Source organism: Amycolatopsis sp. lyj-346, from assembly GCF_046548975.1.
Lineage (GTDB): Bacteria > Actinomycetota > Actinomycetes > Mycobacteriales > Pseudonocardiaceae > Amycolatopsis.
On record NZ_JAJPWT010000004.1, the window covers coordinates 41,939 to 63,171 of the forward strand.

A 21,233-nucleotide genomic window follows, 5' to 3' on the forward strand; every position below is an offset into this window, starting at 1 on the left:
CACGCGAGCTGCCCTTCCACGCCCGAGCGGGTTGCGTTGGGCAACGGTGCGAACGGACCGTTCGCGCCGCCGGGGGCAAAACTGTCGGGGTCGTGTTCTAGCGTTGCGGTCGTGGAGTTCAGCGCAGACACCCAGGCCACCTACCTCCCCGCGGATCCCCCGCGGGACGGGGTGCTGGCCCTGTGGGGCGAGGACGTGGCCGGCGGGACCACGATCGAGCTCGTGCTGCCACGGGGAGCCAAGTTCGCGCGGACGAAGGTCGACGCCGAGCTCGTCCCCCTGGAGCGGGCGCTGCCCCGGCTGCTGTCGGTGGGGGAGGGGGCCAGCCCGGCGGTCGCGGCGTGGTCGGCGGCCGTCAACGCCGCGGTGAACCTCGTCGCACGGGGCCGGCTGCGCCCGGCCGCCTCCCCGGGCGGGGCGGCGGCCTGGCGGATCGGCCCGCTGGACGCCGCGGACGAGGAACTGCTGCGGGGGCTGGCCGGCGCCCTGCCGCCGGAGGCGTACGCGCTGCCGTTGACCGGCCTGAAACGGATCCGCCTGCACTCGCCGGACTCCCTGGTCCGGGCGCTTTGGGACGCGACGGCCGACCTCCTGGTGCGCAGCCCGGCAGCACCGGTCGGCGCGGGTGATCCGGCGTTCGCGGCCCGGGAACCGGCCCTGCTCGGCCCGGACGGTGCGGCGTGGCTCGCCGAGCTGGAGGCCCGCGAGCCCCGCGGGGTCCAGGTGCTCCTGCGGGTCGAGGGGCTGGACGACGACTCGTTCGCCGGGGTGCTGGCGGTGCGCAGCATGGCGGAGCCGAGCCTGGTGGTGGAGGCGGCCACGCTGTGGGACGCCCCGGACGCGGTGCTGAACCGCCTCGGCGAGCAGGTCGAGACGCAGCTGCTGCTCGGCCTGCGCCGGGGTGCGCGGGCCTGGCCGCCGCTGGGCCGGGTGCTGACCCAGGCGACGCCCGCTTCGCTGGCGTTGTCCGACGAAGAGGTCGTCGACCTGCTCACCGACGGCGCCCGCGACCTGGGCGGCGCCGGCATCGAGGTGCTCTGGTCGAAGGGCCTGTTCGCGGGCGAGGTGAAGGCGAAGGCGAGCGCCACCCAGGCGCCGGCGAGCGTCACGGAGGCGGAGTTCGCCCTGCGTTCGCTGCTGGAGTTCCGCTGGCAGCTGAGCCTGGGCGGGGAGCAGCTGACCGAAGCCGAGGTCGCGGCACTGGCCGAAGCCAAGCGGCCCCTGGTCCGGCTGCGCGGCCAGTGGGTGCGCGTGGACCCGCAGCTGCTGGCCAGGGTGCGTGGCCGGACCCGCAAGCTGGACGCGGGCGAGGCACTGGCGGCAGCGTTGACGGGCGAGCTCGAACTGGACGGCGAGCGGGTGGAGTTCGCGCCCCCGCCGGCACTGGGCGGGCTGGTTTCGCGCATCCGCGACCGGGCGGAGGCCACGGTGGCGCCCCCACCGGGACTGCAGGCGACCTTGCGACCCTACCAGCAGGCCGGGCTCTCGTGGCTGGCCACGATGACGGGGCTGGGATTGGGCGCCTGCCTGGCCGACGACATGGGCTTGGGCAAGACGATCCAGCTGATCGCCCTCCACCTCCACCGGCGCGAGCTGGCAAGGTCTGGTCAGCTGCCGCCCGGCCCAGTGCAGCCCGGTTCGGCGGAGTCTGGGCCGGCGCAGGCTGGTCCGGCGCAGCCCGGTCCGGCGCAGGCTGGTTCGGCGGAGTCTGGGCCGGCGCAGGCTGGTCCGGCGGAGTCTGGTCCGGCGCAGCCCGGTCCGGCGCAGGCTGACCTGCCCATGCCGTCGGCAGCCGAGCCGCCACCGCAACCCGGCGAGCCCACCCGATCGGCGGCCGAGCCGCACCCCCGCGAGCCGCAACCCGGCGGGCAGCCTGGCAAAGTCACTGGATCCGAGTCCGAGCCGCCGCCGATCGGTGCGCGGCCGGCGGCCGGCGGCGAGTCCCTTTCGGACGGTGCCGAGCCGCCGCGTGCCGAGCCCTCGCCTCCCGAGCGGGAGCGGACCGGTGGTGGCCCCACCCTGGTCCTCTGCCCCACCTCCCTGCTCGGCAACTGGGAGCGCGAGTTCGCCCGCTTCGCCCCCGGCATCCCCGTCCGGCGGTTCCACGGCGGCACCCGGCACCTCGACGACCTCGCCCCCGACGAGGTCGTCCTCGCCACCTACGGCGTCCTCCGCCACGACCGCGAGACGCTGTCCGAAGTGGACTGGGGTCTCGTCGCCGCCGATGAGGCGCAGCACGTCAAGAACCCGCTCTCCGCGACCGCCAAGGAACTGCGCAAGATCCCCGCCCAAGCCAAGGTCGCCCTCACCGGCACGCCCGTCGAGAACCGGCTCACCGAACTGTGGTCCATTGTGGACTGGACGACTCCCGGCCTGCTCGGCCCGCTCGACCGCTTCCGGCGCACCGTGGCGCGCCCGATCGAACGCGACCGCGACCGGGCGGTCACCGAGCGGCTGGCCGCCACCGTCCGGCCGTTCCTGCTGCGGCGGCGCAAGAGCGACCCGGACATCGCCCCGGAACTGCCGCCCAAGACCGAGACCGACCGGTTCGTCCCGCTCACCGCCGAGCAGACCACGCTCTACGAAGCCGTCGTGCGGGAAAACCTCGCCGAAATCCGGGAAACCCAGGGCATCAAGCGGCGCGGGCAGGTGCTGCAGCTGCTCACCGAACTCAAACAGATCTGCAACCACCCCGCGCAGTTCCTCAAGGAACCGCACGGCGCGCTCACCGGCCGGTCCGGCAAGCTCGCGGCGTTCGAGGAACTCCTCGACGTCATCCTCGACGAGGGCGAAAGCGTCCTGGTGTTCAGCCAGTACGTCCAGCTGTGCCGCCTGCTCGAGCGGCGCCTCAAGGACCGCGGCCTGCCCACCGAACTGCTCTCCGGCGAAAGCTCCCCGGCGAAGCGGCAGGACATGGTCGACCGGTTCCAGGCCGGCGAAATCCCGGTGTTCCTGCTCTCGCTCAAGGCGGGCGGCGTCGGGCTCAACCTGACCCGGGCCACCCACGTGATCCACTACGACCGCTGGTGGAACCCGGCGGTCGAGGACCAGGCCACCGACCGCGCGTACCGGATCGGGCAGGACAGGCCGGTCCAGGTGCACCGGCTGATCGCCGAGGGCACCCTCGAGGAGCGCATCGCGCAGGTGCTGGAAAAGAAACGGGGGCTCGCCGAGTCGATCGTCGGCGCCGGGGAGGACTGGATCACCGCACTGTCCGACGACGAACTCGCCGACCTGGTCCGGCTCGGGGGCGGGTGATGCCACCGAGGCGGAACTTCGGCACGACGTGGTGGGGCCGGGCGTGGGTCGACGCGCTGGAGCAGCGCGCGAAGCTCGACCCCAACCGCCTGCCCCGCGGGCGGACGTACGCGCGGAAAGGCACGGTCGACGAGCTGCACGTCCGGGCCGGCGCCGTCAGCGCCCGGGTGCGCGGCAGCCGTCCGCAGCCGTACAAGGTGACGATCACGATGCGCACCTTCACCGACGGAGAGTGGGACACCCTGCTCGGCGTGGCCGGCACCCAGCTCGGCCACGCGGCGGCGCTGCTCGACGGCGAGCTGCCGGGCGCGCTCACCGAGCAGGCGCGCGAGGCGGGCGTCGACCTGCTGCCGGGCCCGGGCGACCTGCGGCCGCGGTGCTCGTGCCCGGACTCGGCCAACCCGTGCAAGCACGTCGCCGCGGTCTACTACCTGGTCGCCGACGAGGTGGACCGCGACCCGTTCACGCTCTTCCTGCTGCGCGGACGCCCGCGGGCGGACGTGCTGGCCGAGCTCCGCGCCCGCCGGTCGCCGGCGCGCGGCGAGAAACCGAAGCTCCCGAAGCCCGCGGACGAGGGCCTGACCCCTCGCGCGGCCTACGCACGACGGCCGGGTGCGATCCCCGCCCTGCCGCCGCCACCGCGGGTCCCCGGCCCGCCGGCGGTCCTGGACCTCGACCCGCCCCCGGGCACCGGCTGGACGGCGGCCGCCCTGTCCGCACTGGCCGCGGACGCCGCCTCCCTCGCCCGCGACCTCCTGGCCGGCGGACCGACGGCGGCGGAGCTGACGTTCGAGGAAGACCTCGCCCGCCGAGCGGCAGGCCGCACGGGCGCGGAGATCACCGCACTGGCCGCGGCGGCGGGGGTGGCCGCAAGAGACCTGACCCACTGGGCCGAGGCCTGGCGCGAAGCAGGCCGCGGCGGCGTGGCGGCCCTGCGGGAGACCTGGCAACCCGGCCCGGGCCCGCTGGCGGAGGCCGAGTCGGTCCTGGCGGACGCGGGCCTGCCGGGCAAGCCGAAGACCTGGCGCAACCGTTTGACCCACGGAGACCTGCAACTGCGCTACGGCCGTGACGCGCGCTGGTACCGCTTCGTCCGCGAAGGAACCGAGTGGCGCCTCGACGGCCCGCCTTCGGCCAGTCCCGTGGACCTCGCCTACTGACCGGCAGAAGTCCGATCCAGGGCGGTGGTCAATGTGCGCTGGACTCCTCACGGAAGGCATCGAACTTAGACTTCAGTTCGCGAAACCGGTTCTCGGACAACGGAGAGCCGGTGATGACCTCGAACAGCGCGATGAAATCCTTGTAGGTGGTGGTTGATCCCATGGAGAAGTGGCGACCTTGGCGTGACGTCCAGAGGCGAGAGAACTCGGTGCGTTCGAGCTTGTAAAGGTAGGAATCTCGGCCGAACCGAAGTGTGCGCGGATACAATTCGGTCGCGTCACCGGGTTCGCTGTAGAGGCCGAGCCAGACGCTGTTGTCGAACATTTCCAGTCGATCCAATGGCGGGTCTGCAGTAGCGGTGATTTCGACTCGTGTGCAACGGCTGCGGGCGAGAAACAATCCGACCAGGCCGACGTGGATTTCTTCCACGAGCGTTTTCTGAATCTGATCGTATTGCTCGTTCATCCGATGGTGCGACAGGCGTCGAACGCGCCCGCTGACCGAGTTCGGTCGCCTGGGGTCGGCGATGACCACGCGAATCTTCCGATCCGTGCGGTCGGAAAACAATCGGGCGGCCGCGTGTCGTCCGGAGAAGCCGCGGAAGAAGTACTGCCCGGTTGCGTTGAAGTCGGCCATCAGTATCCGGGTGAAAACGGGATCCGGGGCAGCGGTCGCCTCGAACACGTCAGTGGGAAAGAACTCCTTGTTCAGGGACCGATATTCGGCGCTGATGGCCTCGAGTGTGCGCCTGGTTTCCGCGATCGACGGAGCAAACAAAGCATTCTGCGCGGCGTCGGTCCTCCTTCTGTCGATCTTCCTGCCTTGTCGCCGCATCTGCAGATCTCTGACGCGAGCCGGAACTCCGTCGAACAGGACCGTCGCCACCTGCTCGGCGACCCACAGAAGCCGCTTCCGGTGGGGAACGACCTCGAGTTCGGCGCGCAGTTCGGCGCGGCGAGCATGATTCTTCGGGTAGATCAGGGTGAGGATGTGCATGGCGAGCTTGGGTAAGAAACCGAAGACGACTGCTGTCATCAACAACGTAACGAGGCTCCAGTCGGCCACCCGGCTCAGCAGTTCTGTTGTCACGCGTACCCCAAATTGATGCCGCGGAACCGCTGATCCTGCTTGGCTGCCGCCAGCACGGCGCCGAGTTCGACTTTGCCCTTCGTTGTCAGGGTGTAGTACCGCCGAGGCGGTCTGCTGCCGGCCTCTTCTTTGTGTTCCCAGCCGTCTGTCAGCCAGCCCGCCTCGAGCATCTGGGTGAGGCGGGGGTACATCGCGCCGGATCGGACACCGGACTGCTTCGAAAGTTCGTAGCCCCAGTGCCGATCGCCGGGCGCGGCCATCAGGGCGGCGGCCAGCTGAACCAGGGCGTGCGTGACGCGCATAAGTCAATTATGACATATGTCGTCGAAGGGGTGAAGCCTTCGCGGTCAGCTTCCGCCGTGGAGCCAAGGCGCTACTGCTGCTCGGCCTTCCAGGCGTGGTACGTGTGATCCAGGAACCGCGCCACCCCGCGGACCACGTGCGCACTTCGCACCGACGTGAACACGTCGAACGCGTGCTGCGCCCCGGCCAGCTCCGCGTACGCCACCGGCTGCCGCGACTTCTCCCGCAGCCGCGTGACGAACTCGCGTGCCTCGCGGACCGGGACCAGTGAGTCGTCCCGGCCGTGGATCACGAAGAACGGCGGTGCGTCCGAGCTGATCCGGTCCCACGGGGACGCCGCGACGTAGTCGTCCAAGTGCGCCACCGGGTCCCGGTCGGGGGCGAACACCCGGCGGGCGATCAGGCTTTCCAGCCGGTACTTGCTCGCCGGTGCCCCGGACGTCGCCGCGAAGTCGTACACCCCGTAGTGCGGGACGCACGCCTGGACGCTCGTGTCCGCGTCCTCGAACGACGGCTGCAACGCCGGATCGTTCTGGGACAACGCCAGCAGTGCCGACAGGTGCCCGCCCGCCGATCCGCCCGTCACCGCCACGAACCGAGGGTCGCCGCCGTACGAGGCAATCGAAGAACGGATCCACGCCAGTGCCTGCTTGGCCGCGACGATGTGCGCCGGCCAGCGGTGCGCCGGCGACAGCGGGTAGTTGATCGCGACGCACACCCAACCCCGGCGGGCCAGGTAGCGCATCAGCGGCCGGCCCTGCTCCTCCTTGTTGCCGATCACCCACGCGCCGCCGTGGACCTGCAGCAGCACTGGGGCACCGGAGACCGGCGAAGAAGGGCGGTACACGTCCAGGAGGAACCGCTTGCCGCCCGGGGCGTACGCGATGTTGCGGTCGACCCGCACGTCCGGTGCGCCCATCCGGAACGGCAGCGCCAGCTCGCCCCACGGCAGGCCCAGGTCGGACCGGCCCAGCTCCGCCGCGTAGTCCTCGCCCAGCGCCGACGTCAGCGCCTTCTCGATCTCCTCGCGGGCCCCGTGGCCGGTGCGGACCAGCGTGGCCAGCCCCGCGGCGGACGCCGCCGCCATGACCAGGCCCGCCTTCGTCGACCGGTCGTGCACGCCGTGGCGGGCCGTGTGGACCAGTGCGTCGGCCGCCGTCAGTGCGAGGAACTGCGGTGCCAGCTCGCCGGTCAGCCACCCGGCGAAGAACACCGGGATCGTCGTGGACCGGGCCCGCAGCGGGCGGAGCGCGTTGGCGGTGAGACCGAGCTGGACCGCGCGACGGATCAGGAAGTTCGGCTGCACCACCACGATAGTACCGGCGAGTAGGGTACTGTGTCGTTAGCCACTGACCCGACCACAGTCACGGCCGGATGGCTTTCGTGGCAACGGTTGCTTGTCGCTCGAGGGCCGGCCTGCTTTTGGTCGGATCAGTGACGTGCCGCTCACCGGAAGTGGCCTACCCTGACACCATGCAGCGATTGAGCGGGCTCGACGCGAGCTTCCTCTACCTCGAGACGTCGTCGCAGGTCCTGCACGTCTGCGGGCTGCTCATCCTCGACGGCTCGACCGTCCCCGGCGGCTACACCTTCGCGAAGCTGCAGGAAAGGCTCGACGAGCGCGTCCGGATGATCCCGGCGTTCCGCCGCAAGCTGCACAACCCGCTCTGGAACCTCAGCCATCCCGTCTGGGTCGAAGACGAGGACTTCGACCTCGACCACCACGTGCACCGCATCGGCGTGCCCGCCCCCGGCGATCGCGCCGAGCTGGCCGGGCTGTGCGCCCACATCGCCGGGCAGCAGCTCGACCGCGCGCACCCGCTGTGGCAGCTGTACGTCATCGAAGGCCTGGCCGGCGGCGGGCTCGCCGTGCTGCTCAAGATGCACCACGCGAGCGTCGACGGCGTGAGCGGCGCGAGCCTCATCACGTACCTGGCCGGGCTCGAGCCGGACGGGCCGATGCCGGCCATCGAGGAGCACCGGAACGCCGGGCTGCCGTCGCCGCTGGACCTGCTGCGCTCCGGGGTCGAAAGCGTCGTGCGGCGGCCCGCCGAGGTCGCCCGGCTGCTGCCCGATCTCCTGGGGCTGATGCCGCGGTGGGTCGGCCGGGCGTTGCGCGGCAAGGGGATGCCGGTCCCGTTCACCGCGCCGAGGACGTCGTTGAACGGCACGATCACCGGGCACCGCAGCGTCGCCTTCGCCCAGCTCGAGCTCGACGACGTCAAGGACGTCAAGAACGCGTTCGGCGTCACGGTGAACGACGTCGTGCTCGCGCTCGTCGCCGGTGCGCTGCGGGAGTTCCTCGCCGCGCGCGGCGAGCTGCCGGAGGACCCGCTGGTGGCGACCGTCCCGGTTTCGGTGCACGACCGGAGCGAGCGCGAGCACGGCAGCAACAAGGTTTCGGCGTTCTTCGCCTCCCTGCCCACGCACCTGCCCGACCCCGCCGCGCGGGTGTTCTTCCTCGCCGAGGCCAACCGGCGCTCGAAGGACCACCACCACGACATCGACGCCGACATGCTGCAGGACTGGGCCCAGTTCTCGGTCGCGACGGCGTTCGGGCTCGCCGTGCGCGCGTACTCCGCGCTGCGCCTGGCCGAGAAGCACCCGGTGGTGCACAACCTGGTCGTCTCGAACGTGCCCGGCCCGCCGATGCCGCTGTACTTCCTGGGCGCGCGGATCACCGGTTTCTACCCGCTCGGCCCGGTCTTCCACGGTGCCGGGCTGAACGTCACGGTCCTGTCGAACGCCGGCCAGGTGCACGTCGGCCTGCTCGGCGCGCGGGAGCTGGTCAAGGACTTGTGGCCGCTCGCCGACGCGCTCCCGGACGCGTTGGCCGAGCTGCTGAAGGCCAGTCCTACCGGGGGCTGAGCACCACCACCGGGATCTCCCGCTCGGTCCAGGCCTGGTACTTCGCGAAGTCCGCGTACAGCTCGACCAGCCGCGGCCACAGCTCGGCGCGTTCCTCCGGCCCCGCGACCCGCGCCCGGACGGGCACGCCGCGACGGCCCTTGAGGTGCACGCGGGTTTCGGGGTGCGCGAGCAGGTTGAAGTACCACTGCGGGTGCCGGGGCAGGCCGCCCTGGGAGCCGACGACGACGACGTCGGCGCCGGAGCGCAGGTACAGCAGCGGGGTGGTGAACAGCCGCCCGGACTTGCGGCCGCGGTGTTCCAGCAGCAGCGTCGGCACCGGCTTGCGGAACCCGGCCCCGATCCGCCACGTGCCGCCGACGCGGCCGCCGGTCAGCCGGAACACGGCCACCTGCGCCTTCGCCAGGTACTTCATGGCCTTCGCCGTCACGGGCGAGTCCAGGCCGTCGGGCTTCTGGTCGGGCAGGCTGAACCGTCCCATCATGGGTTCCTTCCTCGGAGGGAGCTGACCGCGGCGAGCAGGGCGGGCACCCAGCGGTCGGCGGCGAGGACGCACGCGGCGTGCCCGGCCGCGACCTCGTAGGTGGCCGCGCCGGGGATCCGGCGGGCCAGTGCTCGCTGGTGGGCGGGGGCGATGAACCGGTCCCGGGTGGTCACCACGACCGCGGCCGGCAGCCGCAGCGTGGGCAGCCACGGCGTCGAGTCGAACCGGCCGATCTCGTCGACGGCGACCGCGATGGCCCACGGCGTGGTCGACCGGAACTCCCGCAGCCCCCACCGGTGGTCGGTGAGGCGTTCGCGGGGGAGCACGGCGGGCACGGACGGCGGCCGCACGTGCTCGCGCAGCCGCCGCAGCGTCCGGCCGAAGACCGCGAGGGCGGCGCGCTGCCGCAGCCCGCGGCCGAAGTGGCCGGCGGTCGAGCACAGCACCAGTCCGGTAACACGTTCTGGTTCGGCGCGGGCCACGAGCTGCGCCACCAACCCGCCCATCGAATACCCCGCGAGGGCGAACCGTTCGATGCCGAGGGCGTCCGCGACGGCGGTGACGTCGTCCGCGCAGTCGGCGAGCCGGAACTCCGGCGAGCGGATGCCCCGGCCGTGCCACCGCTGGTCGAACACGACGACGCGGTGGTGCCGCGCCAGCCGCGTGAGCGCCGGATACCAGGTCAGCAGCCCGGTGCAGGCCACCGAGTGCAGCAGGACGATGGCGGGCGCGTCCCGCGGGCCGACGTCGGCGACCACGGTGCGGCCCCGCCCGGGCAGCTCCACCGGGACCGGCTCGGGCACGCCCGCGGTCGGCGGCACGGTGATCAGCCGCCGCGTCCCCGCCATTCCGCCACCCCCGGGGGTTGCCGTGCCCGCCCTTTCCGGTTAAGACTAGAACAGGTTCCAATATTGCGCCCGATCCGGAGGACAGGCGTGGACTTCGCTCCAGACGATACGCAGATCGAGATCGCCGCCCTCGCCGCGAAAGTGCTCAGCGATTTCGGGGGCCCGCACGCCGGGGGAGGCCCCGGGGATCCCCCGAAGCGCGCGGTGGAGGACGGCTCGTGGCGTGCGCTCGCCTCGGCGGGCCTGCTGGCCTTGGCGCTGCCCCCGGAGCTGGACGGCGACGGCCTGGGCGTCGCCGAGGTCGCCCAGGTCCTGACCGAGGTCGGCCGGGCCGCCGCGCCGGTGCCCGCGTACGCCGCGCTCGCGCTCGGCGTCCTGCCGATCGAATCGCTCGGCACCCCCGCCCAGCGCGCGCAGTTCCTGCCGCCGGTCGCCGCCGGGGAAGGCCTGCTGACCGCGGCCCTGCACGAGCCCTCGGCGCCGCTGGCCGCCGAGCCCGCCGCGACCACCCGGGCCGCGGACGGGAAGTGGCTGGTCACCGGCGTGAAGACGGCGGTGCCGTACGCCGCCGAAGCCACCCGGATCCTCACCCCGGTGACCACCGCGCACGGCAGCGCGGTCTACCTCGTCGACCCGCACGCCGAGGGCGTCACGCTCATCGCGACACCCACCTCCGCCGGGACGCCCGAGTACACCGTCCGGCTCGACGAAGTCGCCGTCGGGGAAGCGGACCTCCTGTTCGACCGCGGCGCGGTCGCGGCCCTGCACCGGTTCGCACTGGCCGGCGCCCTCGCCCTCGGCGACGGCCTCCTGGCCGGAGCGCTGGCGCTCACCGTCAAGCACGTCGGCGAGCGGACCCAGTTCGGCCGGCCCCTGGCGGCCTTCCAGGCCGTGGCGGGCCAGATCGCCGACGTCTACGTGGCCGCGCGGACCGTGCACCTGGCCGTGACGTCCGCGGTGTGGCGGCTGGCGTCGGGACTCGACGCGGACGCCGAACTCGACATCGCCGCCTACTGGTTCGCCTCCCGGGCACCGGAAGCGCTGGCGACCTGCCACCACCTGCACGGCGGGATCGGCGTCGACGAAACCTACCCGCTGCACCGGTATTCGTCGGCGGTCAAGGACCTCGGCCGGACGCTCGGCGGGGCCGCGCACCGGCTCGGCCGGCTCGGCGAACGAGTGGCGGGGTGAGCGGATGCACGTCGAACTGACCACCGCGCAACGGCAGCTGCGCGCCGAACTGCGCGCATACTTCGCCGGGCTGATCAGCCCCGAGGAACGCCGGGCGATGCGGCGCGAGCGGCACGGGCCGGTGTTCCGCGAGATCGTCCGCCGGATGGGCCGCGACGGCAGGCTCGGCGTCGGCTGGCCGGCCGAGTACGGCGGCCAGGGCTTCGGCGGGATCGAACAGCACCTGTTCGTCGACGAGGCCGCGCGCGCCGACGTCCAGCTGCCGTCGGTCACGCTCCAGACGGTCGGGCCGACGCTGCAGGAGTTCGGCACCGAGGAACAGAAGTCCTTCTTCCTGCCCAAGATCCTCGCCGGGGAGATCCACTTCGCCATCGGGTACAGCGAACCGGAAGCGGGCACCGACCTCGCGGCCCTGCGGACCACGGCGGTGCGCGACGGCGACGAATACGTCGTCAACGGCCAGAAGATCTTCACCACCGGCGGGCACGACGCCGACTACATCTGGCTCGCCGTCCGGACCGCGCCGGACGCGCCGAAGCACAAGGGCATCTCGATCCTCGTCGTCGACACGAGCGACCCCGGCTACTCGTGGACGCCGATCATCACCTGCGACGGTGCCCACCACGTCAACGCGACGTACTACTCGGACGTCCGCGTGCCGGCGAACCGCTTGGTGGGTGCGGAAAACGCGGGCTGGCGGCTGATCACGACGCAGCTCAACCACGAGCGCGTCATGCTCGGGCCGTCCGGGCGGATCGGCGGCCTGTACGACCGCGTGCGCGCGTGGGCGAGCGCGCACGGCCTGCTCGACCTCGCCGACGTGCGGGCCGTGCTCGCCGAGGCGCTGGCCGTGACCCGGGTGAACGAACTGCTCAACTGGCAGGTCGCGGTGTCCTCGGCGAGCGCGCCGGTGGGCGTGGCCGACGCGTCGGCGACCAAGGTGTTCAGCTCCGAGGCCATCCAGCGGATCGGCCGGAACCTCGAGGAAGTCGTCGCGCGCCACGGCGACCTGGCCGACCCGGACACCGCCGAGCTGGCGGACTGGCTGGACCTGACCGCGAAACGCAACATCGTGCTGACGTTCGGCGGCGGCGTCAGCGAAATCCAACGGGAGCTGATCGCCTCGATCGGCCTGGGCCTGCCGAGGGTGCCACGATGAACATCGAAGAGGCCGCCGCGCGGATCGCCGCGCGCGGGGAATGCGCGCCGCGCCCGGCGCGCGACCCGGTCAACCAGGCGATGGTCAACAACTGGGTCGAAGCGATCGGGGACCGCAACCCCGTTTACACCGACCCGGAGTTCGCCGCCACGAGCGTCCACAAGGGACTGGTCGCGCCACCCGCGATGGCGCAGGTGTGGACGATGGGCGGCCTGAACGTCCCGCGGGGGGCCGACGACCCGCTCGGCCTGATGATGGAGCTGCTGGACGAGGCCGGGTTCACCTCGGTCGTGGCGACGAACTCCGAGCAGGCCTACCACCGCTACCTGCGGCCGGGGGAGCAGGTCGAGGCGCGCACGCGGCTGGAGGACGTCGTCGGCCCGAAGAAGACCGCACTGGGCGAAGGGTGGTTCGTCACCACGCGGATGACCTGGTACGTCGGCTCCGAGGCGGTGGCGGAGATGATGTTCCGGGTGCTCAAGTTCCGCCCGCCCACTCCGAAGCCGCCGACGTCACCGGTGCTCCGGCCGGTGATCAGCCGGGACACCGAGTTCTTCTGGGCGGGCCTGCGCGAGGGCGAGCTGCGGATCCAGCGCTGGGGTGAGACGCTGCGGCACCCGCCCGGGCCGATGCCGCCCGACGGCTCGCTGGACACCAAGCCCGACTACGTCGTCGCCAGTGGCCGGGGAACCGTGTATTCCTACGTCGTGCACCACCACCCGCCGGTGCCGGGCAAGGAACTGCCGTTCGTGGTGGCACTGGTGGAACTCGAAGAGGGGGTCCGCTTGATGGCCGAGCTGCTGGACGCGGCGCCGGACGAGGTCCACATCGGACTTCCGGTGGTCGCGGCGTTCGTCCGGGTCGACGACGACCTGACCCTGCCCGCGTGGAAGGTGGCCCGGTGAACGTCGCCGAAGGGACCGAACTGCCGCCGCTGACGATCGAGGCGACACCGACGTTCGTCGTCAGCACGGCCCTGGCCACCCGTGACTTCCAGGACGTCCACCACGACCGCGACGCCGCCGTGGCCCGCGGCTCGAAGGACATCTTCCTCAACATCCTCACCGACACCGGCCTGGTCCAGCGGTTCGTCTCGGAGTGGGCGGGGCCGCAGGCGCTGATCCGGTCGATCAAGATCCGGCTCGGCGTGCCCTGCTACGCCTACGACACGCTGACGTTCAGCGGCCGGGTGCTCTCCCGTGACGGCAACGACGTCGTGGTTTCGGTGTCCGGTGTGGACAGCCTCGGCGAGCACGTCGCCGGCACGGTCGAGGTGACCCTGCCGTGACGCTCCCGGGCAAGGCGGCGATCGCCGGGATCGGCGCGACGGAGTTCTCCAAGGACTCCGGGCGCAGCGAACTGCGGCTGGCGGCCGAATGCATCTCCCACGCACTGGCCGACGCGGGGCTGGCGCCGTCCGATGTGGACGGTCTGGTGTCCTTCACCATGGACGGCAACGCGGAGATCGCGGTCGCCCGGGAGCTGGGGATTCCCGAACTGAAGTTCTTCAGCCGCATCCACTACGGCGGCGGGGCCGCGGCGGCGACCGTGCAGCAGGCCGCGATGGCGGTGGCGACCGGCGTCGCGGACGTCGTCGTCGCCTACCGGGCGTTCAACGAGCGGTCGGGGCACCGCTTCGGCCAGGTGTCGTCCGCGGCGGCCGGGCAGGTCAACTCCTCGGGCGTGGACAACGCGTTCCACTACCCGATGGGCCTCGCGACCCCGGCGGCGACGGTGGCCATGGTGGCCCGGCGCTACTTGCACGACTACGGCGCGACGAGCGAGGACTTCGGGCGCGTCGCGGTCATCGACCGGAAGCACGCGGCGACCAACCCGGACGCGTGGTTCCACGGGCGGCCCATCACCCTCGAGGAGCATCAGGCGTCGCGCTGGGTGGCCGAGCCGCTGCACCTGCTCGACTGCTGCCAGGAGAGCGACGGCGGGGTCGCGCTGGTCGTCACGAGCGTTGCGCGGGCACGCGACCTGGCACGCCCGCCGGCGGTGATCGCGGCGGCGGCGCAGGGGAGCGGGCCGGACCAGTACGTGATGACCAGCTACTACCGCGACGACCTGGCCGCGCTGCCCGAAATGGGGGTCGTGGGCAGGCAGCTGTGGGGCCAGTCGGGTCTCAGTCCGTCCGATGTGGACGTTGCCGTGCTGTATGACCACTTCACCCCCTACGTGCTGATGCAGCTGGAGGAGCTGGGTTTCTGCGGCCGCGGCGAGGCGAAGGACTTCATCGCGGACGGCGCGTTGGAGCTCGACGGCGCGTTGCCGCTCAACCCGCACGGGGGCCAGCTCGGCGAGGCGTACATCCACGGCATGAACGGCATCGCGGAAGGTGTCCGGCAGATCCGCGGCACGGCGGCCAACCAGGTCGCGGGCGCGGCCCGGGTGCTGGTCACGGCGGGAACGGGCGTGCCGACCAGCGGACTCATCCTGACGGGTGACTGAGTGTCACCTCAATGACGGCTGGTGCCCGGCCGGCGTGGGTGTCACGGTGGAGCCACCACCCCACGACGGAGAGTGAGGCCGACTGGCGATGGCGGTCGACTGGGCGCTCACGGCGGTGTTCGCGGCGCTGGTGCTGCCGTGCGTGCTCCGCCTGGTCCGCCTCGATTACGCGCGGCTGGGCCACGGCGTCCGCCACGGCGACCTGGCGGAGCTGCTGCTGGTGGTGGCCATGGTGGCGATGCTGTCCCCGGTCGGCGGCCCGATCCCGGCGGCGGGCTGGCAGGCGGTGCTGGTGCTGACCACGGGCTGGTTCGCGGTGGCCTGGTGGCGGAGCCGGACCTGCGCCCACCACGCGCTGTCGGCGGCGGCGATGCTGTACATGGTGACGGCGATGCCCCACGGCGGCGCGGACCACGGGCCGTGGCTGACGATGTCCGCCATGGAGGCGCGGCTGGCGTTGCCGCTGATAGCGGTGGTGGCGGCGGGGTATTTCGTGGCCGATGCCGCGTGGTCCGGCGTGCGGGTGGTGCGGGGCTCGCCGGTCGTGGGGCGGGATTCAGGCCACGCGTCACGGGCGGTGTGCCGGGCGGCGATGGGTGCCGGGATGGGCTACATGCTGCTTGCCTCGGCCCTGTGAGGGCGGTCTTGTGGGCACGGCCTGTGAGCACAGCCCTGTGAGCACGCCCCAGAGAGGTCCCCGGCCTGGGGGCCCCCGGATTTCACGTTACCGGAGACCACCGACAATTCCGGGCGGTGAGGCGGGGGCGATCGGCCCACCAGCGGGTTCGCCGCGCGAACGGTCCGGGCCGCGGCAGACTTCAGCCGGTGAGCCGGCTTCAGGCGTGCGCAGACTTCAGGCGTGCGCAGACTTCAGGCGTGCGCAGACTTCGGGCGGTGAGCCGGCTCAGGCGTGCGCAGAGACTTCAGGCGGTGAGCCGGCTTCAGGCGGTGAGCCGGCGGACCTCGCCGAGCGGGCTCTCCCCGGCGGGCGGCAGCGAAGCGGCCGGGTGCTCCGCCGTCCACTGGGTGGCCGCCGCGATGTCGTTCTTCAGTGCCGTGATCAGGTCCTCCGCCGAGGCGTACTTCTGCTGCTCCCGCAGGTGCGAGCCGAGCCACACCAGCAGCGTCTCGCCGTACAGGTCGCCCGAAAACTCCAGGACGTGGGCCTCCAGCAGGCGGTACCCGTCCGCGCCGTAGTACGTCGGGCGGCGGCCGACCGAGATCGCCGCCGGCAGGCGGGTGCCGTCCGGGCGGCCGATCCAGCCCGCCCACACCCCGTCGCCCAGGGAGCCGTCCTGATCGCGCAGGGCGATGTTCGCCGTGGGAAAGCCCAGCTCGCGGCCGCGCTTGTCGCCCGATTCGACCATTCCCCGCACCACGAAGTACTCCGGCATCGTCTTCCGTCCTCCCGAGGTCTCCCTCACACGGTAGCCGCACTGGACGGAACAGCTCAGGAAGTGGGCACCAGCACCGTGTCGGCCAGCACCGGCGCGTCGTCCCGTTCGACGGCCGACGTCGTCACCAGCAGCCGGTCCTCGTCGCGCCACACCCGGATGCGCAGCGTCTCGCCCGGGAACACCACGCCGGCGAACTTCGCCGCGAACGACGCCACCCGGGCCGGGGCGCCGTCCAGGAACTCGTTCACCAGCACCCGCGCGACGATCCCGTACGTGCACAGCCCGTGCAGGATCGGCCGGTCGAACCCCGCCGCGTGCGCGAACGCCGGATCCGCGTGCAGCGGGTTCCGGTCGCCGCACAGCCGGTACAGCAGCGCCTGCTGCGGCAGCGTCGGTGTGTCGAAAACAAAGTCCGGTTCACGCGTCGGCCATTCGATCCGGTCCGAAGGCCCGCGTGAGCCGCCGAAACCGCCTTCCCCGCGGGCGAAGATGCTCGAACGCGCCGTCCACAGTGGATCTCCGGTCGACGAGGTGACGGCGACCTCCTGGACCACCACCGCGGCCTTGCCCTTGTCGAAGACGTCGGCGATCCGCGAGCGCGCCACCGCCTTCCCGGCCGTCGGGATCGGCTGGTGCAGCGTGATCTCCTGCTTGCCGTGCAGCACCTTCGCCAGGTCGATCTCCACCCCGGGGAACGACACCGCCGGCGGGTCGAACACGCGCAGGTTGGCCGCCACCGTCGCGAACGTCGGCAGCACCACCAGGTCCTGTTCGTAGGTGTAGCGCAGCTCGTCCGGGCCGGCGCCCAGCGCCAGGTGGTACAGCAGCACGTCCGACGACGTCCAGCCGAAGCTCACCTCGCCGATCTCGGCACCGATGGCGACCGTGGGGTCGATGGGCACGCCGGACTCCTATTCGTAGCTGATCGAGACCTCGTCGGTGACCGGCAGCGACTGGCAGGCCAGCACGATGCCGTCCGCCATGTCCTCGGCGTCGAGGACTTCGTTGTGCAGCATCTTCACCTCGCCCGAGACCACCCGGCACGCGCACGCACTGCATTGTCCCTCGCGGCACGAGTACGGCGCGTCCATCCCCGCCTCCAGCAGCCGGTCCAGGAGCTTCCGCTGCCGCGGCCAGGTCAGCGTCCGCGTCGAGCCGTCCAGCGACACGGTCAGCGACGCCGGGGCCTCGTCCGAAGCGGGTTCCTCCTCGGCGGCGACGTCCTCGAACGGGTTCCCGGTCAGCGACGTGAACTTCTCGACGTGCACCCGGTCACGCGGCACCCCGAGCTGGCCGAGCGCCTCCCGCACGGCCGCCATGAACGGCGCCGGCCCGCACAGGAACGCCTCGTGCGAGGTGTACGCCGAAGCCAGCCCGCGCAGCTGCGAGACGTCCGGCAGCCCCTGGACGCTCTCCAGCCAGTGGATGACGACCAGGCGGTCTCCGTACCGCTTCGCCAGCGACGCCAGCTCGCCGGCGAAGATCACCGAGCGCTCGTCGCGGTTCGCGTACACCAGCACGACCCGCCCCGACCCCTGCTCCAAGGCCGTCTTCAGGATGGCCATCACCGGCGTGATGCCGCTGCCGCCGGCGAACAGCAGGAAGTCCTCGTCCGCCGACGCCGGGCAGAACACCCCGGCCGGCGCCAGCACGTCGACCTGCATCCCCGGCTTCAAGGACGAGCAGATCCAGCCGGAGCCGTACCCGCCGTCGGTCCGCTTGACCGTCACCTGCACGCGGTTTTCGTGCGGTGCGCTCGAGAGCGAATAGCACCGCGCCACCGAACCGGTCCGGTCGCTGGGGATCTTCAAGGTCAGGAACTGCCCGGCCGCGTAGGTGAACGCCGGCGCGTGCTCGGCCGGGATCTCGAAGACGACCGACCGCGCGTCCGGCGTTTCGACGACGACGTCGGCGACGGTCAGCGTGTAGACCCGCTCAGCCATCGGCCACCCCCAGGGTGCCCTCGCGGACCGCGTCGGAGATGCTGTCGGCCAGCTTCGGGCAGGTGTCGAGCAACGCCGACGGACCGTCCGCGTCCGCGAACACCGGGCAGGTGTCGGCGGGGCGGGACGTCCACTGGATGCTCGTGTGCTGGATGCTGTTCTTCTTCACCAGCACGCACGTCCCGCAGCTGCGGCACTCGTGCGGCCGCAGCCCGCCCGACAGGAACTCGGTCTGCTCGGCGGTGGTCACACTTCCGCCTCGGTCTTCTGCCGCGCCAGGTTCTCCGCGACCTCCGCCGCCCACGCCTCGTTCGCCTTGGAAGTGTCCACTTCGAACTCGAAGCGCCGGGTCATGTCCTCGGTGACGTCGGCGGCGTCGACGTAGAACTGCTGGTACCACCGGCGAAGCTGGTAGACCGGACCGTCCTCTTCGCACAGCAGCGGGTTGTCGATCTGCGTCTTGTGCTTCCAGATCTCGACGTCCTGCAGGAACCCGGCCCCGATCCCGCGGGCCAGCTTCGCGGCGATCTTGTCCGCGTGCTCGTCGGAGATCCCCGGCGGCTTCCGCACCTTCATCCCGTACTGCAGCACGAACGACGTCGGCGTGACGGGGTAGTGGCAGTTGATGAGCACGCTTTCGATCTCGTAGCCCTGGAACGAGTTCACCAGCTTGTTGATCATGTACGACGGCCCGAAGTACGACGCCTCCGACCGCAGCAGGTTCTCCTCGCCGCCGTAGTTCGACGCCATGCCCATGTCCGGGCGGCCCTTGGTGTTGAGGTACTGCGTGGCGATGTGGCCTTCGAACACGTTCTTGAAGTACGTCGGGTAGGCGTAGTGAATGTAGAAGAAATGCGCCATGTCCACGACGTTGTCGATGATCTCCCGGCAGTTGGAGCCGTCGATGAAGATCTCGTCCCAGGTCCAGTTGCTCCACTCGGCGCTGTCGGCGGCCTCGATCCGGGGGATCGCCAGCTCGTCGGCGGGCGGGTTGCCCTCCGGGTCGTGCCACAGCAGCAACTGGCCGTTGCGCTCCTCCGTCGTCCACGACCGCGTCCGCGCGCGCAGCGGAACCCGCTTGGCGTAGGGGATCGAGACGCACTTGCCCTTGCCGTTCCAGCGCCAGTCGTGGAACGGGCAGGCCACCTCGTCGCCCTTGACGCTGCCCTGGGTGAGGTCGCCGCCCATGTGCCGGCAGTAGCCGTCGAGCACGTGCAGCTGCCCGGCCGAGTCCGCCCACACCACGAGCTTCGTGCCGAACGCGGTGATGGCGTGCGGTTTCCCGTCGCGGAAGTTGTCCGCCAGCCCCAGGCAGTGCCAGCCGCGGGCGAACCGGGTCGGCGGCTCACCGGCGTAGATGGTGCGTACCGAATCCTGCGTCATCGCTGCCCTCCCGTGGTCCCTCGATCTTCGTGCGCCAGCCGCGTCGCCGCAAGGTAGCCGAACACCATGGCGGGACCGATGGTCGCGCCGGGCCCGGCGTACGTCCGGCCCATCACGGCCGCGCTGGTGTTGCCCGCCGCGAACAGCCCCGGTACGACCGAGCCGTCTTCGCGCAGCACCTGCGCGTGCTCGTCGGTGCGCAGCCCGCCCTTGGTGCCGAGGTCGCCCGGCACGATCTTCACCGCGTAGAACGGCGCTTCGTCCAGCGGCCCGAGGCTGGGATTCGGCTTGTTGCGCGGGTCGCCGTAGTAGTGGTCGTACTTGCTGACCCCGCGGTGGAAGTCCTCGTCGGCACCCCGGCGCGCGAAGCCGTTGAAGCGCGTCACCGTGGCTTCGAGGGCGTCGGCCGGGACCTCGATCTTCGCCGCCAGCCCGGCCAGCGAGGACGACTTCGCGGCGATCCCGGCCTTGAACCACCGGCCGGGCAGCGGCTGGCGCGGCCCGATGCCGGTGAACATGTACCGGTCCTTGTAGCGCTGGTCGAACACCAGCCAGGTCGGGATGTGCTCGCCCGGCCCGTCACCTTCGCCGTACATCGCGTGCACGGCCTCGACGTACGGCGCCGACTCGTTGACGAACCGCTCGCCGCGCGCGTCGACCATGATGCAGCGCGGCCGCGACCGCTCGGCCAGCGCGAACCACGGCCCGCCGGTGAGTGGCAGCGTCGGCCCCCACCAGGCGTCGTCCATCAGGTCGAGTGCCGCGCCCAGCTTGAGACCGGCGGTGATGCCGTCGCCGGTGTTGGCGGCCGCGCCGACGGTCCAGTCGGTGCCGATCGGCGCCCGCTGGTACTTCTCGCGCATCTCGAGGTTCCGCTCGAAGCCGCCGCTGGCGAGGATCACCCCGCGCCGGGCCTCGACGGCACCTCGCGCGGTGACGACCCCGGTGACGCGGTCGCCTTCGACCTGCAGGTCGACCAGGGGCGTGCTCAGCCGGACTTCGACACCGGCCTTGGCCAGGCCCACCCGCAGGCCCGCCGCAAGCGCTTGCCCCATGCTCAGCAGCTGCTGCCCGCGGAGTTTGCCGGCGAGCCACTGCGCGCCCAGCGACAGCAGCCGGACGGCCCCGCGCGGGTGCCTCGCGAGGAGACTCAGCCAGCGGTAGTCCGCCTGGGTGATCGGGACACCGAGCGGGGGAGCGCTGTAGGGCGGTTCGAGGTGGGCCAGCTCGGCGCCGAGCAGCTTGCCGTCGAGGGCGACCGGCTCGACGGACCGGCCGCCGGGGCGCCCGCCGGGGGCTTCGGGGTGGTAGTCGCTGTAGTCGCGGACCCACCGGAACTCCAGCGGCGTGTGGTCGCAGACGAACCGCAGCACCTCGGGGCCGTGCGCGAGGAACGTGTCGCGCCGGACGGCCGGGACGACGTCGCCGACGATCGAGGCCAGGTACTCGCGCGCCCGCTCGGGTGGTTCGTCGATCCCGGAGGCCCGCAGGGCGTGGTTGCCGGGAATCCAGACGCCGCCGCCGGAGCGCGCGGTCGAGCCGCCGAAGCAGGGCGCCTTCTCCAGGACGACGACGCTCAGGCCGTGGTGAGCCGCGGCCAGCGCGGCGGTCATCCCGGCGGCACCGCTGCCGACCACGACGACGTCGAACTGCTCCGTCATGCCACCTCACTTGTAAGGCGTTCTGCAGAACACT

20 protein-coding genes are annotated in these 21,233 nt (G+C 71.8%); 9 read left to right on the forward strand and 11 right to left on the reverse strand.

What is annotated here, in order from left to right; all coding sequences use genetic code 11:
* Positions 1-111: 111 nt before the first annotated feature.
* Both ACLJQE_RS15170 and ACLJQE_RS15175 read left to right on the forward strand, forming a co-directional pair.
* Entirely contained in the window at positions 112-3,258 is a 3,147-nt protein-coding gene (locus tag ACLJQE_RS15170; protein ID WP_410639844.1) for an SNF2-related protein, read from the forward strand.
* On the forward strand, positions 3,258-4,418 hold the full coding sequence (locus ACLJQE_RS15175) for an SWIM zinc finger family protein (protein WP_410639845.1): 1,161 nt from the start codon (positions 3,258-3,260) through the stop codon (positions 4,416-4,418). Before ACLJQE_RS15170 ends, ACLJQE_RS15175 begins: the two co-directional genes overlap by 1 nt.
* A 28-nt stretch (positions 4,419-4,446) precedes the next feature.
* Here ACLJQE_RS15175 and ACLJQE_RS15180 read toward each other — a convergent pair whose 3' ends face one another.
* The 3 genes from ACLJQE_RS15180 to ACLJQE_RS15190 all read right to left on the reverse strand — a co-directional run bounded on the left by ACLJQE_RS15180 (position 4,447) and on the right by ACLJQE_RS15190 (position 7,117).
* Positions 4,447-5,508, reverse strand: a complete 1,062-nt coding sequence (locus ACLJQE_RS15180) for a hypothetical protein (RefSeq protein ID WP_410639846.1) — start codon at positions 5,506-5,508, stop codon at positions 4,447-4,449.
* Positions 5,505-5,810, reverse strand: coding sequence for a PadR family transcriptional regulator (locus tag ACLJQE_RS15185; protein WP_410639847.1), 306 nt, complete (start codon positions 5,808-5,810; stop codon positions 5,505-5,507). Before ACLJQE_RS15185 ends, ACLJQE_RS15180 begins: the two co-directional genes overlap by 4 nt.
* A gap of 71 nt (positions 5,811-5,881) precedes the next feature.
* Complete coding sequence (locus tag ACLJQE_RS15190; protein WP_410639848.1) at positions 5,882-7,117, reverse strand: alpha/beta hydrolase; 1,236 nt, start codon at positions 7,115-7,117, stop codon at positions 5,882-5,884.
* A gap of 167 nt (positions 7,118-7,284) precedes the next feature.
* Here ACLJQE_RS15190 and ACLJQE_RS15195 point away from each other — a divergent pair, with 167 nt between their 5' ends.
* Positions 7,285-8,679 carry a WS/DGAT/MGAT family O-acyltransferase gene (locus ACLJQE_RS15195; protein WP_410639850.1) on the forward strand — a complete coding sequence of 465 codons (1,395 nt, stop codon included), beginning with the start codon at positions 7,285-7,287 and terminating at the stop codon, positions 8,677-8,679.
* Here ACLJQE_RS15195 and ACLJQE_RS15200 read toward each other — a convergent pair.
* Positions 8,666-9,160: a nitroreductase family deazaflavin-dependent oxidoreductase gene (locus tag ACLJQE_RS15200; RefSeq protein WP_410639851.1), complete on the reverse strand. Its 495-nt coding sequence runs from the start codon at positions 9,158-9,160 to the stop codon at positions 8,666-8,668. The two genes, ACLJQE_RS15195 and ACLJQE_RS15200, sit on opposite strands and share 14 nt — an antisense overlap.
* Positions 9,160-10,011 carry an alpha/beta fold hydrolase gene (locus tag ACLJQE_RS15205; protein ID WP_410639852.1) on the reverse strand — a complete coding sequence of 284 codons (852 nt, stop codon included), beginning with the start codon at positions 10,009-10,011 and terminating at the stop codon, positions 9,160-9,162. The genes ACLJQE_RS15200 and ACLJQE_RS15205 overlap by 1 nt, the downstream gene beginning before the upstream one ends.
* Positions 10,012-10,098: 87 nt before the next feature.
* On the opposite strand from ACLJQE_RS15205, the gene ACLJQE_RS15210 reads away from it, so the two are divergent.
* The 6 genes from ACLJQE_RS15210 to ACLJQE_RS15235 all read left to right on the forward strand — a co-directional run bounded on the left by ACLJQE_RS15210 (position 10,099) and on the right by ACLJQE_RS15235 (position 15,452).
* A complete protein-coding gene (locus ACLJQE_RS15210; RefSeq protein ID WP_410639853.1) occupies positions 10,099-11,202 on the forward strand; it encodes an acyl-CoA dehydrogenase family protein in 1,104 nt (367 codons plus the stop codon).
* A 4-nt stretch (positions 11,203-11,206) separates the two neighbouring features.
* Complete coding sequence (locus tag ACLJQE_RS15215; RefSeq protein ID WP_410639854.1) at positions 11,207-12,361, forward strand: acyl-CoA dehydrogenase family protein; 1,155 nt, start codon at positions 11,207-11,209, stop codon at positions 12,359-12,361.
* Positions 12,358-13,266, forward strand: a complete 909-nt coding sequence (locus ACLJQE_RS15220; RefSeq protein ID WP_410639855.1) for a bifunctional MaoC family dehydratase N-terminal/OB-fold nucleic acid binding domain-containing protein — start codon at positions 12,358-12,360, stop codon at positions 13,264-13,266. The genes ACLJQE_RS15215 and ACLJQE_RS15220 overlap by 4 nt, the downstream gene beginning before the upstream one ends.
* Positions 13,263-13,649 (forward strand): MaoC family dehydratase, encoded by a 387-nt coding sequence (locus tag ACLJQE_RS15225; protein WP_410639856.1) that lies wholly within the window; start codon positions 13,263-13,265, stop codon positions 13,647-13,649. The genes ACLJQE_RS15220 and ACLJQE_RS15225 overlap by 4 nt, the downstream gene beginning before the upstream one ends.
* Entirely contained in the window at positions 13,646-14,815 is a 1,170-nt protein-coding gene (locus tag ACLJQE_RS15230; protein ID WP_410639857.1) for a lipid-transfer protein, read from the forward strand. Before ACLJQE_RS15225 ends, ACLJQE_RS15230 begins: the two co-directional genes overlap by 4 nt.
* 88 nt (positions 14,816-14,903) lie before the next feature.
* On the forward strand, positions 14,904-15,452 hold the full coding sequence (locus ACLJQE_RS15235; protein WP_410639858.1) for a DUF5134 domain-containing protein: 549 nt from the start codon (positions 14,904-14,906) through the stop codon (positions 15,450-15,452).
* A gap of 304 nt (positions 15,453-15,756) precedes the next feature.
* Here ACLJQE_RS15235 and ACLJQE_RS15240 read toward each other — a convergent pair whose 3' ends face one another.
* From ACLJQE_RS15240 to kstD, 6 genes are read right to left on the reverse strand one after another with little or no spacing between them, the layout of a single operon-like run.
* Positions 15,757-16,209, reverse strand: a complete 453-nt coding sequence (locus ACLJQE_RS15240) for a riboflavin kinase (protein WP_410639859.1) — start codon at positions 16,207-16,209, stop codon at positions 15,757-15,759.
* A 56-nt stretch (positions 16,210-16,265) separates the two neighbouring features.
* Positions 16,266-17,114, reverse strand: coding sequence for a MaoC/PaaZ C-terminal domain-containing protein (locus tag ACLJQE_RS15245; protein WP_410639860.1), 849 nt, complete (start codon positions 17,112-17,114; stop codon positions 16,266-16,268).
* A gap of 9 nt (positions 17,115-17,123) precedes the next feature.
* Positions 17,124-18,155, reverse strand: a complete 1,032-nt coding sequence (locus tag ACLJQE_RS15250) for a 2Fe-2S iron-sulfur cluster-binding protein (protein WP_410639861.1) — start codon at positions 18,153-18,155, stop codon at positions 17,124-17,126.
* Positions 18,148-18,405, reverse strand: a complete 258-nt coding sequence (locus ACLJQE_RS15255; RefSeq protein ID WP_410639862.1) for a hypothetical protein — start codon at positions 18,403-18,405, stop codon at positions 18,148-18,150. The genes ACLJQE_RS15250 and ACLJQE_RS15255 overlap by 8 nt, the downstream gene beginning before the upstream one ends.
* On the reverse strand, positions 18,402-19,538 hold the full coding sequence (locus tag ACLJQE_RS15260; RefSeq protein ID WP_410639863.1) for a Rieske 2Fe-2S domain-containing protein: 1,137 nt from the start codon (positions 19,536-19,538) through the stop codon (positions 18,402-18,404). Before ACLJQE_RS15260 ends, ACLJQE_RS15255 begins: the two co-directional genes overlap by 4 nt.
* Positions 19,535-21,199, reverse strand: coding sequence for a 3-oxosteroid 1-dehydrogenase (gene kstD / locus ACLJQE_RS15265; protein ID WP_410639864.1), 1,665 nt, complete (start codon positions 21,197-21,199; stop codon positions 19,535-19,537). Before kstD ends, ACLJQE_RS15260 begins: the two co-directional genes overlap by 4 nt.
* Between the last annotated feature and the right edge of the window lie 34 nt (positions 21,200-21,233).

Bases quoted from the DNA above. Each gene is read 5' to 3' on its own strand.
- ACLJQE_RS15235 (WP_410639858.1), top strand. From the start codon at position 14,904: ATGGCGGTCGACTGGGCGCTCACGGCGGTGTTCGCGGCGCTGGTGCTG.
- ACLJQE_RS15195 (WP_410639850.1), top strand. From the start codon at position 7,285: ATGCAGCGATTGAGCGGGCTCGACGCGAGCTTCCTCTACCTCGAGACG.
- ACLJQE_RS15240 (WP_410639859.1), bottom strand. From the start codon at position 16,209: ATGCCGGAGTACTTCGTGGTGCGGGGAATGGTCGAATCGGGCGACAAG.
- kstD (WP_410639864.1), bottom strand. From the start codon at position 21,199: ATGACGGAGCAGTTCGACGTCGTCGTGGTCGGCAGCGGTGCCGCCGGG.
- ACLJQE_RS15200 (WP_410639851.1), bottom strand. From the start codon at position 9,160: ATGGGACGGTTCAGCCTGCCCGACCAGAAGCCCGACGGCCTGGACTCG.
- ACLJQE_RS15185 (WP_410639847.1), bottom strand. From the start codon at position 5,810: ATGCGCGTCACGCACGCCCTGGTTCAGCTGGCCGCCGCCCTGATGGCC.
- ACLJQE_RS15220 (WP_410639855.1), top strand. From the start codon at position 12,358: ATGAACATCGAAGAGGCCGCCGCGCGGATCGCCGCGCGCGGGGAATGC.
- ACLJQE_RS15215 (WP_410639854.1), top strand. From the start codon at position 11,207: ATGCACGTCGAACTGACCACCGCGCAACGGCAGCTGCGCGCCGAACTG.
- ACLJQE_RS15205 (WP_410639852.1), bottom strand. From the start codon at position 10,011: ATGGCGGGGACGCGGCGGCTGATCACCGTGCCGCCGACCGCGGGCGTG.
- ACLJQE_RS15260 (WP_410639863.1), bottom strand. From the start codon at position 19,538: ATGACGCAGGATTCGGTACGCACCATCTACGCCGGTGAGCCGCCGACC.
- ACLJQE_RS15175 (WP_410639845.1), top strand. From the start codon at position 3,258: ATGCCACCGAGGCGGAACTTCGGCACGACGTGGTGGGGCCGGGCGTGG.
- ACLJQE_RS15250 (WP_410639861.1), bottom strand. From the start codon at position 18,155: ATGGCTGAGCGGGTCTACACGCTGACCGTCGCCGACGTCGTCGTCGAA.